21 protein-coding genes are annotated in these 12,481 nt (G+C 30.5%); 17 read left to right on the plus strand and 4 right to left on the minus strand.

Going from position 1 to position 12,481, the window contains the following annotated elements; translation table 11 throughout:
• Nucleotides 1-176 precede the first annotated feature (176 nt).
• From rpsS to secY, 17 genes are all read left to right on the plus strand, one after another.
• On the plus strand, nt 177-449 hold the full coding sequence (gene rpsS, locus QU666_RS01170) for a 30S ribosomal protein S19 (RefSeq protein WP_006806086.1): 273 nt from the start codon (nt 177-179) through the stop codon (nt 447-449).
• A gap of 46 nt (nt 450-495) precedes the next feature.
• Nucleotides 496-834: a 50S ribosomal protein L22 gene (gene rplV / locus QU666_RS01175; protein WP_006806085.1), complete on the plus strand. Its 339-nt coding sequence runs from the start codon at nt 496-498 to the stop codon at nt 832-834.
• A gap of 25 nt (nt 835-859) precedes the next feature.
• Entirely contained in the window at nt 860-1,516 is a 657-nt protein-coding gene (gene rpsC, locus QU666_RS01180; protein ID WP_006806084.1) for a 30S ribosomal protein S3, read from the plus strand.
• Between the two features lies 1 nt (nt 1,517).
• Nucleotides 1,518-1,943 carry a 50S ribosomal protein L16 gene (gene rplP, locus QU666_RS01185; RefSeq protein ID WP_006806083.1) on the plus strand — a complete coding sequence of 142 codons (426 nt, stop codon included), beginning with the start codon at nt 1,518-1,520 and terminating at the stop codon, nt 1,941-1,943.
• Nucleotides 1,943-2,134 carry a 50S ribosomal protein L29 gene (gene rpmC, locus QU666_RS01190; protein WP_006806082.1) on the plus strand — a complete coding sequence of 64 codons (192 nt, stop codon included), beginning with the start codon at nt 1,943-1,945 and terminating at the stop codon, nt 2,132-2,134. The genes rplP and rpmC overlap by 1 nt, the downstream gene beginning before the upstream one ends.
• Before the next feature lie 68 nt (nt 2,135-2,202).
• Nucleotides 2,203-2,406, plus strand: coding sequence for a 30S ribosomal protein S17 (gene rpsQ, locus QU666_RS01195; RefSeq protein WP_231284815.1), 204 nt, complete (start codon nt 2,203-2,205; stop codon nt 2,404-2,406).
• 96 nt (nt 2,407-2,502) lie between these two features.
• Nucleotides 2,503-2,871: a 50S ribosomal protein L14 gene (gene rplN / locus QU666_RS01200; protein WP_012806357.1), complete on the plus strand. Its 369-nt coding sequence runs from the start codon at nt 2,503-2,505 to the stop codon at nt 2,869-2,871.
• A 15-nt stretch (nt 2,872-2,886) separates the two neighbouring features.
• A complete protein-coding gene (gene rplX / locus QU666_RS01205; RefSeq protein ID WP_021768817.1) occupies nt 2,887-3,270 on the plus strand; it encodes a 50S ribosomal protein L24 in 384 nt (127 codons plus the stop codon).
• A 25-nt stretch (nt 3,271-3,295) separates the two neighbouring features.
• A complete protein-coding gene (rplE, locus tag QU666_RS01210) occupies nt 3,296-3,850 on the plus strand; it encodes a 50S ribosomal protein L5 (RefSeq protein WP_021768818.1) in 555 nt (184 codons plus the stop codon).
• Nucleotides 3,851-3,880: 30 nt separating this feature from the next.
• Entirely contained in the window at nt 3,881-4,168 is a 288-nt protein-coding gene (gene rpsN / locus QU666_RS01215) for a 30S ribosomal protein S14 (RefSeq protein WP_006806077.1), read from the plus strand.
• 21 nt (nt 4,169-4,189) lie between these two features.
• The gene (gene rpsH / locus QU666_RS01220) at nt 4,190-4,585 is read left to right on the plus strand and encodes a 30S ribosomal protein S8 (RefSeq protein WP_006806076.1); all 396 of its coding nucleotides are present in this window, start codon (nt 4,190-4,192) and stop codon (nt 4,583-4,585) included.
• Between the two features lie 32 nt (nt 4,586-4,617).
• Nucleotides 4,618-5,151: a 50S ribosomal protein L6 gene (gene rplF / locus QU666_RS01225; RefSeq protein WP_006806075.1), complete on the plus strand. Its 534-nt coding sequence runs from the start codon at nt 4,618-4,620 to the stop codon at nt 5,149-5,151.
• 13 nt (nt 5,152-5,164) lie between these two features.
• Nucleotides 5,165-5,527 carry a 50S ribosomal protein L18 gene (gene rplR / locus QU666_RS01230; RefSeq protein ID WP_006806074.1) on the plus strand — a complete coding sequence of 121 codons (363 nt, stop codon included), beginning with the start codon at nt 5,165-5,167 and terminating at the stop codon, nt 5,525-5,527.
• Nucleotides 5,528-5,545: 18 nt separating this feature from the next.
• The gene (rpsE, locus tag QU666_RS01235) at nt 5,546-6,055 is read left to right on the plus strand and encodes a 30S ribosomal protein S5 (protein WP_021768819.1); all 510 of its coding nucleotides are present in this window, start codon (nt 5,546-5,548) and stop codon (nt 6,053-6,055) included.
• A 21-nt stretch (nt 6,056-6,076) separates the two neighbouring features.
• On the plus strand, nt 6,077-6,256 hold the full coding sequence (gene rpmD, locus QU666_RS01240) for a 50S ribosomal protein L30 (protein ID WP_006806072.1): 180 nt from the start codon (nt 6,077-6,079) through the stop codon (nt 6,254-6,256).
• 5 nt (nt 6,257-6,261) lie between these two features.
• Complete coding sequence (gene rplO / locus QU666_RS01245) at nt 6,262-6,876, plus strand: 50S ribosomal protein L15 (RefSeq protein ID WP_021768820.1); 615 nt, start codon at nt 6,262-6,264, stop codon at nt 6,874-6,876.
• A 46-nt stretch (nt 6,877-6,922) separates the two neighbouring features.
• Entirely contained in the window at nt 6,923-8,230 is a 1,308-nt protein-coding gene (gene secY / locus QU666_RS01250; protein WP_036070397.1) for a preprotein translocase subunit SecY, read from the plus strand.
• Between the two features lie 204 nt (nt 8,231-8,434).
• Here secY and QU666_RS01255 read toward each other — a convergent pair whose 3' ends face one another.
• The 4 genes from QU666_RS01255 to QU666_RS01270 all read right to left on the minus strand — a co-directional run bounded on the left by QU666_RS01255 (nt 8,435) and on the right by QU666_RS01270 (nt 12,442).
• Nucleotides 8,435-9,241 carry an ABC transporter permease gene (locus QU666_RS01255; RefSeq protein ID WP_232218417.1) on the minus strand — a complete coding sequence of 269 codons (807 nt, stop codon included), beginning with the start codon at nt 9,239-9,241 and terminating at the stop codon, nt 8,435-8,437.
• Nucleotides 9,242-9,273: 32 nt separating this feature from the next.
• Nucleotides 9,274-10,068, minus strand: a complete 795-nt coding sequence (locus tag QU666_RS01260; protein ID WP_021768823.1) for an ABC transporter permease — start codon at nt 10,066-10,068, stop codon at nt 9,274-9,276.
• Between the two features lie 12 nt (nt 10,069-10,080).
• Nucleotides 10,081-10,830: a phosphonate ABC transporter ATP-binding protein gene (gene phnC, locus QU666_RS01265; protein ID WP_021768824.1), complete on the minus strand. Its 750-nt coding sequence runs from the start codon at nt 10,828-10,830 to the stop codon at nt 10,081-10,083.
• Nucleotides 10,831-10,936: 106 nt separating this feature from the next.
• Complete coding sequence (locus QU666_RS01270; protein ID WP_036070401.1) at nt 10,937-12,442, minus strand: hypothetical protein; 1,506 nt, start codon at nt 12,440-12,442, stop codon at nt 10,937-10,939.
• Nucleotides 12,443-12,481 lie beyond the last annotated feature (39 nt).

Consider the following 12,481-nt stretch of genomic DNA (forward strand, 5'->3'; position numbering starts at 1 on the left):
ACGATTTTTAAATGAAAAACGCAGAAATGGACTGTGCCAGTCAAGCAAACAGATAACATATCTAAATAACAGTTTGGCTGAATGTAAAAATATTGCTTGATACATTGAATTGAATATTAAAATGAGATGTATTGAGTAACATTTCTCGATTTAAAAAATGAAATAAGGAGGAAAGAATGGCTCGTTCATTAAAAAAAGGACCTTTTGTTGATGCATATTTATTAGAAAAAATAGAAGCATTAGGAGGTAAAAAACAAGTTATTAAAACATGGTCTAGAAGATCAACTATATTCCCTCAATTTATTGGACATACTTTTGCTGTATATAACGGTAAAAAACATATACCTGTATATGTAACTGAGGAAATGGTTGGACATAAATTAGGTGAATTTGCACCAACTAGAACTTTCTATGGACATGGAAAAGACGCTAAAAAAGGTAAAAAATAATTAAAATAACCGATATACATACATTGATGAAAGGAGAGGACTTTGAATGGCAGTAGTAGCTAAATTGAAATACCAAAGATTAAGCCCTCAAAAAGCAAGATTAGTTGCTGATATTGTAAGAGGGAAAAATGCATTGCAAGCATTGAACATTTTAAAATTTACAAATAAAAAAGCAGCATTATACATAGAAAAAACATTAAGATCAGCAATTGCAAACGCTGAACATAATAACAACATGGATCCTGATAAATTATTTATTTCAAAAATATTAATTGATAAAGGACCTGTACTAAAAAGAATCAGCCCAAGAGCAATGGGAAGAGCTGATGTTATTAGAAAACCAACAGCTCATATCACAGTAGAAGTTGATGAAAGAGAAGATTAATTTAGACAAATAAGGAGGTAAGTCTGTGGGACAAAAAGTAGATCCTAGGGGGATAAGATTAGGAATCACAAGAACTTGGGATTCAAAATGGTTCGCTGAGGGAAAAGAATACGTAAACAACTTTCACGAAGATTTAAAAATAAAAGAATATGTTAAGAAAAACTATTACCACGCAGGGATTTCTTCTATTCAAATAGAAAGAACATCACCTACAGAAGTAGCAGTTATCATAGAAACTGGAAAAGCTGGAATCTTAATCGGAAGAAAAGGTCAAGAAATTGAAGCTTTAAAAGTGAAATTGGAAAAATTAACTGGTAAAAGAGTACAAATTAAAGTACAAGAAATCAAAAATCCTAATAAAGACGCTCAATTAGTAGCAGAAAGTATTGCAACTGCAATTGAAAAAAGGGTTGCTTATAAAAGAGCAGTTCAACAAGCTATTCAAAGAGCAGAAAAAGCTGGGATTAAAGGAATTAAAGTTATGGTATCGGGAAGATTGAATGGTGCCGAAATTGCAAGAAGTGAATGGACACTTTCAGGAAGAGTACCACTACATACTTTAAGAGCAGATGTTGATTATGCAACAGCTACTGCACACACTACATACGGTGCTTTAGGATTAAAAGTATGGATATTTAATGGTGAAGTTCTTTCTACTACAAAGGAAGGAGAAAACGAATAATATGTTAATACCTAAAAGAACGAAATATAGAAAACAGTTCAGAGGAAAAATGGGTGGCGTAGCAACTAAAGGAAATAAAGTTGATTTTGGTGAATTTGGACTTGCCGCTAAAGAATTTGGTTGGATTACTTCAAGACAAATTGAGGCTTGTAGGGTAACAATCAACAGAACGTTTAAAAGAGAAGGTAAAATTTGGATTAGAATATTCCCTGATAAACCTTATACAAAAAGACCTGAAGGAACAAGAATGGGTAAAGGTAAAGGTAATGCAGAAGGTTGGGTAGCAGTAGTTAAAAAGAATAAAATAATGTTTGAAGTTGGTGGAGTATCAGAAGAGAAAGCCAAAGAAGCATTAAGAAAAGCTGGACATAAACTACCTATAAAAGTTAAATTTGTTAGAAAAGAAGAAGTAGGTGGTGATAAGTAATGACAATTAACGAAATTAGAGAATTATCATTGGAAGAATTGGAAGTTAAAGTAAATGAATTGAAACAAGAATTGTTTAATTTAAAATTTCAAAAAACTCTTGGACAATTACAAAACACTGCTAAAATACGAGATGTTAAAAGAACAATAGCAAGACTAAAAACTGTTGTAACTGAAAAAACTGGTAAATAGGAGGATCAAGAGTGGAAAATAAAAGAAACGAAAGAAAAGTAAGAGAAGGAATTGTTGTTTCTAATAAAATGGATAAAACTGTAGTTGTTATTGAAGAAACAATGAAATTACATAAACTTTATAAAAAGAGAGTAAAAACTTCTAAAAAATATAAAGCACACGATGAAAACAATGATTGTGGAATCGGAGATAAAGTGCAAATTATGGAAACTAGACCATTAAGTAAAGATAAAAGATGGAGAGTTGTTACAATCTTAGAAAGAGCTAAATAATTTGATCTTATTAAGAAAATTGCTTGATGTTTTATTTTCTATATTAAAATAAGAAGAAAATAGTGTGAGTTAATATTTGAGAGGAGGAAATTTTAAATGGTTCAACAACAATCGATGCTTAATGTTGCTGATAACACTGGAGCTAAAAAAATCATGGTTATTAGAGTATTAGGTGGATCAAGAAGAAGATTCGGTAAAATTGGAGACATCGTAGTAGCAACTGTAAAAGAAGCTATACCAAACGGAAACGTTAAAAAAGGTGATGTAGTTAAAGCTGTAATCGTTAGAACAAGAAAAGAATTAAAAAGAGCAGATGGTTCATATATAAAATTTGATGACAATGCGGCAGTTATTTTGAATACGGCATTAGAAGTAAGAGGGACAAGAATTTTTGGACCTGTAGCAAGAGAATTAAGAGCGAAAAACTTTATGAAAATAGTTTCTCTAGCACCAGAAGTATTATAGGAAGGAGAGTTAAACGTGGCTAAACCAAACTTAAAATCAGTACCTAGAAGATTGCATGTTAAAACTGGAGATACAGTTATTGTAATTAGTGGTAGATCAAAAGATTTGTTACGTAATGAAAACAGTACACAAACTGGAGATAAAGGAAAAATTGGAAAAGTATTAAAAGTATTCCCTAAAACTGGAAAAATAATTGTTGAGGGTGTAAATATCAAAAAAAGACATATTAAACCTAATGCAATGAACCCACAAGGCGAAGTTGTAGAAAGAGAAATGCCAATCTTCTCATCTAAAGTAATGCTTTGGGATGAAGGAGCAGGAAAACCTACAAGAGTAAGAAAAGAAATAAGAGATGGAAAAAAAGTAAGAATATCAGTTGTATCTGGTAACGAAATATAATATTTTAGAGAGGAGGATGTAATAAATGGCTGAAAAATATATTCCAAGATTACAAAAATTATACAAAGATGAAATAGTTTCATCATTATTGAAAGAATTAAATTTATCTAATGTTATGCAAGTGCCAAAACTTGATAAAATAGTAGTGAATATGGGGATTGGAGAAGCAGTAAGCAATCCTAAATTAATAGATACGGCTATTGCTGAATTAGCACAAATTACAGGACAACAGCCTGTAGCAAGAGCTGCTAGAAAATCAGAAGCTGGATTTAAATTAAGAGAAGGACAAAAAATCGGAGCAAAAGTTACATTAAGAAAAGAAAAAATGTATGAATTCCTAGACAGATTAATCAGTATCACATTACCAAGGGTAAGAGATTTTGAAGGTGTTTCACCTAAAGGATTTGATGGAAGAGGAAACTATACATTAGGATTAAAAGAACAAATCGTATTCCCTGAAATCGAAATTGATAAAGTAGATAAAATCTTCGGATTAGGAATTACAATTGTATCTACAGCACAAAATGATGAGCAAGGAAGAGCTTTATTAAAAGCATTCGGAATGCCGTTTGCAAAATAGTATTATTTTGAAGGAGGTGTAATTTAATCAATGGCTAAAAAAGCAATGGTTGAAAGAAACTTAAAAAGAGAAAAAACAGTTGATAAATATGCAGCTAAAAGAGCTGAATTAAAAGCAAGAGCTAAAAAAGGTGATAGAGAAGCAATTTTAGAATTATCTAAATTACCAAGAAATGCTTCGCCTACAAGAGTTAGAAATAGATGTCAAATTAACGGAAGACCAAGAGGATATATGAGAGAATTTGGTATTTCAAGAGTTATGTTCAGACAATTAGCAGGAGAGGGAGTTATCCCTGGAGTAAAAAAATCAAGTTGGTAATTTTGAGAGGAGGAAGAATTAATGTATTTAACAGATCCTATTGCTGATATGCTTACTAGAATCAGAAACGGAAACATGGCTAAACATGCACAAGTTGCAGTACCATTTTCAAGAATTAAAGAAAGTATAGCAAATATATTAAAAAATGAAGGATATATAAACGGTTACGAAATTAAAGAAGAAGGAGCTATAAAAAATATAGTTGTTTCTTTAAAAACTGTAGATGGAGAAGCTGTAATTAAAGGATTGAAAAGGATTTCAAAACCTGGAAGAAGAGTTTACACATCTGTAGAAAATTTACCTAAAGTATTAGGTGGATTAGGAATTGCCATTGTCTCAACACCACAAGGTGTTATTACAGACAAGGAATGCAGAAAGCATAACGTTGGTGGAGAAGTTCTTTGCTACGTGTGGTAATTTACGCATTTTATAAATTAGGAGGATAAACAATGTCAAGAATAGGTAAAAAACCTATAACTATACCTGCTGGTGTTGAAGTTAAGCAGGATGGGAACACTTTTACTGTAAAAGGGCCAAAAGGACAATTAGTAAGAGAATTAAGCAGTGAAATTAAAGTAAATATTGATGGTAACGAAATTACATTTGAAAGACCAAATGATTTACCAAATATCAGAGCTCTTCATGGAACAACAAGAGCAAACTTAAACAATATGATTGTTGGAGTAAGTGAAGGATTTACTAGAGGATTAGAATTAGTTGGAGTAGGATATAGAGTACAAGCTAGTGGAAAAGGATTAACATTATCTTTAGGATATTCACATCCAGTTGAAGTTGAAGCAGTAGAAGGAATTACTTTCAAAGTTGAAGGAAATACTAAAATTTCTGTTGAAGGAATTGACAAACAATTAGTTGGACAAGTTGCTGCAAACATCAGAGCTAAACGTCCACCTGAACCATATAAAGGAAAAGGTGTTAAATACGCTGATGAAGTAATTAGAAGAAAAGAAGGTAAGAAAGGATAGGAGGTAGATTTTAATGGTAAAAAAACTTGATAGAAATAAATTAAGACAAAAAAAACATAGAAGTATTAGAAAAAAAATCGTTGGAACTGCTGAAAGACCTAGACTTGCTGTGTATAGAAGTTTACAAAATATCTTCGTTCAAGTAATTGATGATACAACAGGAAATACTTTAGTTTCTGCATCAACTATTGAAAAAGGTGCAAAAATTGAAAAAGGTTCAAATATCGAAGCAGCTAAACAAATAGGAGAAAGAATTGCTAAAAAAGCATTAGATAAAGGGATTACTACTGTTGTATTCGACAGAGGAGGATACGTTTACACAGGAAGAGTTAAAGCTGTTGCAGATGCTGCGAGAGAAGCAGGATTAAAATTCTAAAGATAAGGAGGATTTATTTTGGCTAGAGATAGAGATAACAGAGAAAGAGAAAGTGAATATAAAGAAAGACTTTTAAGAATAAGCAGAGTTTCTAAAACTGTTAAAGGAGGAAGAAGAATTTCGTTCTCAGTATTAGCAGCTGTTGGAGATGAAAAAGGAAAAGTAGGTATCGGTTTAGGAAAAGCTAATGGAGTACCTGATGCAATCAGAAAAGCTATTGCAAATGCTAAGAAAAACTTAGTAACTGTTTCATTAAAAGGTGGAACATTGCCACATGAGCAAATTGGTAAATATAATGCAACTTCTGTATTATTGAAACCAGCTTCAAAAGGGACAGGAGTTATCGCTGGTTCAGCAACTAGGGAATTATTAGAGCTAGCAGGTGTAAAAGATGTACTTACAAAAATTAGAGGTTCAAAAACTAAAGATAATGTTGCAAGAGCAACTTTAGAAGGATTAAAACAATTGCGTTCTCTTGAAGATGTAGCAAGACTTAGAGGAAAATCAGTTGAAGAAATTTTAGGATAATAAGGTTAGGAGGTAAAATTAATGTCTAAAGTAAAAGTAACGCTTGTAAAAGGAATTAATGGAAGAAAACCTAATCATGTTGCGACTGTAAAATCACTTGGATTAAGAAAAATCAGTCAAAGCGCAGTTCATAACAAAACTGCTGATATAGAAGGAAAAATTAAATTAGTTTCTTATTTACTTAAAGTAGAGGAGGTTTAGAATAGATGAATCTTAATGAATTAAGACCTGCTGCTGGATCGAAAAGAGAAAGAAGAAGAGTAGGGAGAGGACACGGAACTGGTTGGGGAAAAACTGCTGGTAAAGGTCACAATGGACAAAAACAAAGATCAGGTTCATATGTATCACCTATATTTGAGGGTGGACAAATGCCTATTATTAGAAGAATTCCTAAAAGAGGATTTTCTAATGCACCGTTTAAAAAAGATATAATAGTAATTACATTGGCTGACATTGTTGAAAGATTTAATGATGGAGATGTAGTTAGTTTACAAACATTAGTTGAAAATGGAATAGTTAAAAACCCTAAATTTATAACAAAATATTCGGATGAAGCTTTAAGAAATACAAAAGGTAGAAGAGCTGTAAGAGAATATTTAAATGTAAATATTGAATCATATGTAAAGGAAAAAGATTTTACAAGTTTGTTAAAAATCATAGGGAATGCAGAAGTTAATAAAAAACTAACTGTAAAAGCACACAAAGTTTCTAAAACAGCTAAAGAATTAATTGAAAAAGCTGGAGGAAATGTAGAATTATTAGAAGTAAAATCATATTCAGCTAAAGCAGGAAATAATAAAAAAGAAGATGGGAATAAGTAAGATTTAATATCTTGCTTTTTCTTCATACACTAAAGGAGTGATAGAATTGACTCTAGCTGAAGCAGTAACAAGCAGGGTAAAAGCTATTTTTAATATACCCGAACTAGAAAAAAGAGTAACATTTACATTACTTATGATAATGGTTGCAAGAGTTGGAATTCATATAGCAGTTCCGGGAATTAATACAGAGGCTTTTAAAAATTTCCAGCAGGGAAATGCAATTGCTCAATTTTTAAACTTATTTTCGGGTGGAGCTGTTGAAAGAGCTTCAATTTTTGCGTTGGGAATTGTCCCATATATTAATGCTTCCATCGTATTTCAATTATTAGGAGTTATTTTCCCTAAAATAGATGAAATGCAAAAAGAAGGTGGAAAAGAAAGAGATAAAATAACTCAATGGTCAAGATATGTAACAATTGTATTGGCAATAATTCAATCATTTGGAATTGCAGTTTTAATGCAAAATCAAGGATTAGTATTGGAACCAGGTCCAAAATTCATACTTAGTACAGTAGTTCTAATTACAGGTGGAACTTCATTCTTAATGTGGATTTCTGAAAGAATTTCAATAAGAGGTATTGGAAATGGTACGTCAATGTTGATTTTCTTAAATATTGTTGCAGGACTTCCGTCTGTTATTAGTGCTATGTTTACTGGATTACCTAGCGGAATGGGAAAAGTTCTATTAGGATTATCAATTGTAGCATTTGTGGTATTTATTGCACTAATGGTAATTGTACAGCTTGCTGAAAGAAGAATACCTATTCAATATGCAGGAAAAGGTAGTCTTGGATTTGGCGGGGGACAAAGTACAGTTGGAAAAAGAACGTATTTACCATTAAAAATAAATATGTCTGGAGTAATGCCAATAATCTTTGCATCAGTATTAATGGCAGCCCCACCGTTTTTAGTTTCAATGATGAAAACTGGAGATTTAAAAAACTTTTTAGCAGCTCAGTTTGAGCCAAAAGGAGTTTTATATTTATTATTATTTGCAATATTAATTACAGTATTTTCATTTTTCTACACACTTACTATTGCTTTTGATCCAGACAAAGTGTCTGATGATTTGAAGCAAAGCGGAGGAACAATTCCAACGGTAAGAGCTGGAAAAGAAACTGCTGATTATTTGGAAAAAGTTGCAACAAGAGTAACATTTGGAAGTGCGATATTTTTATCATTATTGGGAATTATGCCAAATATATGGTTTGGGTATATCTTAAAACTTCCAGTTATGCTTGGAGGAACAAGTTTACTAATCTTAGTTGGAACTGCAGTAGAATTACTATTACAAATAGATTCTTACTTGGCAGTTAAGCAAATGAAAGGTTTTATAAACAAAAGAAATCGTTAAAAATAAAAATTTAATAATTAAAATATAATTTTAAAAGCACACTAAATGTGTGCTTTTTTTGTTTGAACAAGGGTGTTTTGATTCCCTTGCATAATAATATTTATTCTATTGATAATTTCAAATGTATATTCTTGTCACATATGTATTATCTCACAACATTTCTAAAAAAATTACTAAAAAATAATAGTTATTAAAATGTAGTAGTTAATTTTTCAAATATTTTTTTCTTAATAAATATGAAATAAGTTCCAATATAATTGCAACACCAAATATCAGATATACAAATATCCCAATTTCTCGTATATCAAAATACATGCTTCCCGACATAAACATATCGTATCCAATTCCACCTGCACCTGCAGCAGCTCCAACAAGAACAGCATTTGTAAAATTGATTTCAAAACGGATGAATGTCCATGATAGAAGAGAAGTGCTTGTACTTGGCAATACAGCCTGAAAAATAACTTTCCAGAATGAAGCACCTGTTGCTCTAAGAGCTTCGATAATTCCGTTGTCAATTTCTTCTATGCTTTCAGAATAGGCTTTTACAAGGTAAGCAACGCTGTGAAAAGTCATTCCTATAATTGCCGCTTCTACACCAACATTTGCAACGACTGAAAATACCATAACCCATAATATTGTTGGAATAGCACGGAAAAATGTTATGCCTAATTTTATAATTTTAGAAACATATTTGCTTGATAAATTTTGCGCTGCAAAGAAAGATAGAAATAGAGCTATAAAAGAACCTATAATTGTTGTTAAAGCTGCTAAAGCAATTGTTACCATAAGGCTTTGAAAAACTTGGCTATAGGTGTATCTATCTGATAATTTTGGAGAAAAGAACATTGTTTTCAAATCTTTAAAAAAATGGTCAGCAGCTTCAGCGATATTTACATTGCCAAAATCCATTGTAATCAATGTATAAATTGTAATAATTGACAATAGGAATAAAGTTGCGTATAAATAAATTTTTGATTTTGTAAGTTTTCTTATCTTTATTTTTTCCAAAAGAAAATTCACCTTCCTTCTGTTAATTCGTTTTACATCATTTCTTTTCTAAGTTTGTTAGACAGAATTTCTATTCCAATTACAATAACCGTAACTGTTAAAATTACGAGTCCAGCGGCATCATACCTAAAACTTTTGTAATACAGGTTAAATGTGAATCCTATTCCAGTTCCTGTTAAAATACCAACCAGTGTAGATTCCCGCACGCCAGTTTCAATAAAGAACAGAAGCCAAGACAGGAGCTGTGAGGAAACGCTTGGGATAACTCCGCAGAATATTATCTGAAAATAGGAGGCTCCCACTGATTTTAGTGCTTCAATTATATCACTTGCCACCTCGTCAATTGTTTCGGAAAAGGCACGTGTTAAATATCCAAATGTTATCAAAAATAGTGCAAGAAATCCTGTAAATTGACTTTGCTTAAAGGAAAATACAAGTATTAACGCCCATGCTACAATTGGAATATTTCTAAAAAAAGAAGCAATTATCTTTGTTATAATTTTTGTAAAAATATTTATTCCAGTTGAATTAGATCCGATTATTGCAAGAAATAGTGCAAAAGTTGCGGAAATCGTTGTGGAAGTTATGGCAAGTAAAACTGTTTTTATTACGGAATCCATAATTTCTGGAAAATACTGCAAAGCATTTTGTGTAGGGATAAATTTTTGTAAAAGCCAAAAGATTCCAGCTGGAATTGAAGAAAATGCCATCCCATTCTGGAAGCCTGCAATAATGGAGGATATTGTATAAATTAGAATAATTGCTGATATAAATATAATTTTAGAGTAAAATCTTTGCTTAAAAATATCTTTTTTACTTAACTTCATAAAACCTCCTTATCAAGTATTTTCTTCATCTTTATAAATAAATTCGATCATATCATCTGTAAGCCGTTCTGTTTTATCGTCAAAAATTTTCTCGCCTTTATTCAAGGCAATGATCCTGTCAGAATATTTTTTGGCAATATCAACTTGATGAAGATTCACAATACACGTAATTTTCAGTTCGGAAACAATTTTTTTTAAATAGTCCATTATATTTTCAGCAGTTTTAGGATCAAGAGAGGCAATTGGCTCATCACAAAGTAATAGTTTTGGTTTTTGCATAATTGCCCTTGCAATCCCTACACGTTGCTTCTGACCTCCAGATAATTCGTTACATTTTCGATAGGCGTACTTAGTCATATTTACTTTTTCCAGAAAGTTAAAAGCTTCCTTTTTCTCTTCCTCTGAATAAATACCTAATATTCCAGCAATTACCGATTTATATCCAAGCCTTCCATGAAGCACATTTTCAATAACAGTAAGCCTTTCCACAAGATTATAACTTTGAAAAATCATTCCAATTTCTCGTCTTACAATTTCTATTTCCGTTTTTTTCAAATTCTCAATATTTTTATCTTCAAATAAAATTGAACCTTGTGAAATATCAATCATTTTGTTCATACTTCTAAGTAATGTTGATTTCCCTGAGCCTGAAGGGCCAATAATCGAGATAAATTCACCTTTTTCTACGTCAAATGAAATATTTTTCAAGGCATTTGTCCCATTGTTATATTTTTTTTCAACATTTTTTATACTTAATAACATAAATATTTCCTTTCTATAAGATTATTAAAGTAGTTTTACTATACAAATAAAAGTTTAAAAAATAAGGCATATCAGTTGTAGTATGCCTATTATAGTTTCTAAAAATTTATCTATTTCCAATGTTAATTTTATTTGGATTTTGATTTTCGTTTGTATTTTTCATATTGCCATTGCTATTATTATTACTTGAATTATTTAAAATATTAATCGAAGTATTATTAGTTTGATTAGTATTTTCTGTAGCTGTATTAGTTGTTGGTTGTTCAAATGTAATAATAGTTCCTAGCGATAATAAATCTCTTTGAAGTTTGTCAAGTTTGTTTTTTTGTACATACACATTGTCAATTAATGTTTCAATATTTTTATTATCTTCTTCATATTTTGCCATAATTTGTTGGTAATTATTATTTCTCAAGTTTTCAATTTTTTGAGTCAATAAAGTTTTTTCCTCGTCAGTTAGCACAGTGTGATTCAAGTTTTTAAAATTGTTATTTTCAAGAACAAGCTCTGAAGCTAATTTTATAATTTTTCCTTCGAGTAAATCATTTTTTGAGTATTCAATAATTGTACTGATTTTGTTAGCAAAAAACATTGTTTTTGAAGTAAAATTATCTTTGTTATACGTAATTTCATAACCATTATTTTGTCCTTTTATAAATGCCTTTGCATTATTTTCCATCACAACTTCTCCACTAATTTGTGTATTATCTCCATTTAGACCTTTAGCAACGATTTTTCCATCATTGATATCAATATCAGCTATTCTTACATTTAAATCTTTTATTTCTTTTATAAGAGCAGTTGCTTTTAAGGCACTGTTTAATGAAATTTCTAAGTCTTTTCCTTTATCCAAAAATATGTATAGATTCATATTTTGAACACTATTGTTGGAATTAATGTTGTTAAAATCATTTAATGAAATTTCTTTTTCTAGTTTAGTCAAGTTGTCAGAAACATTTGTAAGAGCAATATCTCGCTCCAATTCGATTTCAGTTATAGTTTTTTCAATATTTTCCTTTTCAATATTAATAGATTTTGCCAAAGGTTTTATTTCATTATTTAGTTCCATAATTTTTTGAGCTTTACTTTTTAAATCTGTAAGTCCCACATAATCCTGTTTTAACACATTAACTTTTTCAATATTTTCACGTAATTTACTATTAATAAAATTATCAGTATTAGTTGTCAAAGTTGTAACTTTAGTTGTTGTTTCTTTAATAAAGTCGGCTGTTGATTTATCAGCTTTTTCCTGAGTAGTAAGAGAATTTATTTTATCGGTAAAAGTATCAATCTGAGAACTTTTTTCGTTATAAATACCCTCCAGATTCACATCTTCTAGCTTTAAGTTAGATAGTGTCAATTTTGGAACAAGCTTAAACAGCCCAGTTCCGATAACTCCAACATTAGCTCGTCCTTTTCCGAAATTTTTTCCATTAACAACAAAATTATCAAAAACCATCTCATTATTTTTTATAGAAAATTTTACATTCTCAAATTCTGAATGTTTAGTTTTTGTCATATACGAAACAATGTTACTGGAAAACATTACACTACAAAGTAGTACGAACAAAGCTATTAAAACAAGGCTTAATAGCCATTTTAATATTTTCACAAAATAACCTCCTTTTAAGAATTTATTATTTTAATATTT

Origin of the sequence: Leptotrichia sp. HMT-225, from assembly GCF_030644325.1 — a bacterium.
In the GTDB taxonomy this organism is placed as follows: domain Bacteria; phylum Fusobacteriota; class Fusobacteriia; order Fusobacteriales; family Leptotrichiaceae; genus Leptotrichia; species Leptotrichia massiliensis.

Excerpts from the sequence above, each read along its gene's own strand:
- rpsQ (WP_231284815.1), top strand. The coding sequence starts at position 2,203 with ATGGATAAAACTGTAGTTGTTATTGAAGAAACAATGAAATTACATAAA.
- rpsS (WP_006806086.1), top strand. The coding sequence starts at position 177 with ATGGCTCGTTCATTAAAAAAAGGACCTTTTGTTGATGCATATTTATTA.
- rplE (WP_021768818.1), top strand. The coding sequence starts at position 3,296 with ATGGCTGAAAAATATATTCCAAGATTACAAAAATTATACAAAGATGAA.
- rpsN (WP_006806077.1), top strand. The coding sequence starts at position 3,881 with ATGGCTAAAAAAGCAATGGTTGAAAGAAACTTAAAAAGAGAAAAAACA.
- rplR (WP_006806074.1), top strand. The coding sequence starts at position 5,165 with ATGGTAAAAAAACTTGATAGAAATAAATTAAGACAAAAAAAACATAGA.
- phnC (WP_021768824.1), bottom strand. The coding sequence starts at position 10,830 with ATGTTATTAAGTATAAAAAATGTTGAAAAAAAATATAACAATGGGACA.
- rpmC (WP_006806082.1), top strand. The coding sequence starts at position 1,943 with ATGACAATTAACGAAATTAGAGAATTATCATTGGAAGAATTGGAAGTT.
- rplF (WP_006806075.1), top strand. The coding sequence starts at position 4,618 with ATGTCAAGAATAGGTAAAAAACCTATAACTATACCTGCTGGTGTTGAA.
- rplP (WP_006806083.1), top strand. The coding sequence starts at position 1,518 with ATGTTAATACCTAAAAGAACGAAATATAGAAAACAGTTCAGAGGAAAA.
- rplN (WP_012806357.1), top strand. The coding sequence starts at position 2,503 with ATGGTTCAACAACAATCGATGCTTAATGTTGCTGATAACACTGGAGCT.
- rpsH (WP_006806076.1), top strand. The coding sequence starts at position 4,190 with ATGTATTTAACAGATCCTATTGCTGATATGCTTACTAGAATCAGAAAC.
- rpmD (WP_006806072.1), top strand. The coding sequence starts at position 6,077 with ATGTCTAAAGTAAAAGTAACGCTTGTAAAAGGAATTAATGGAAGAAAA.
- rplO (WP_021768820.1), top strand. The coding sequence starts at position 6,262 with ATGAATCTTAATGAATTAAGACCTGCTGCTGGATCGAAAAGAGAAAGA.
- rplV (WP_006806085.1), top strand. The coding sequence starts at position 496 with ATGGCAGTAGTAGCTAAATTGAAATACCAAAGATTAAGCCCTCAAAAA.
- QU666_RS01260 (WP_021768823.1), bottom strand. The coding sequence starts at position 10,068 with ATGAAGTTAAGTAAAAAAGATATTTTTAAGCAAAGATTTTACTCTAAA.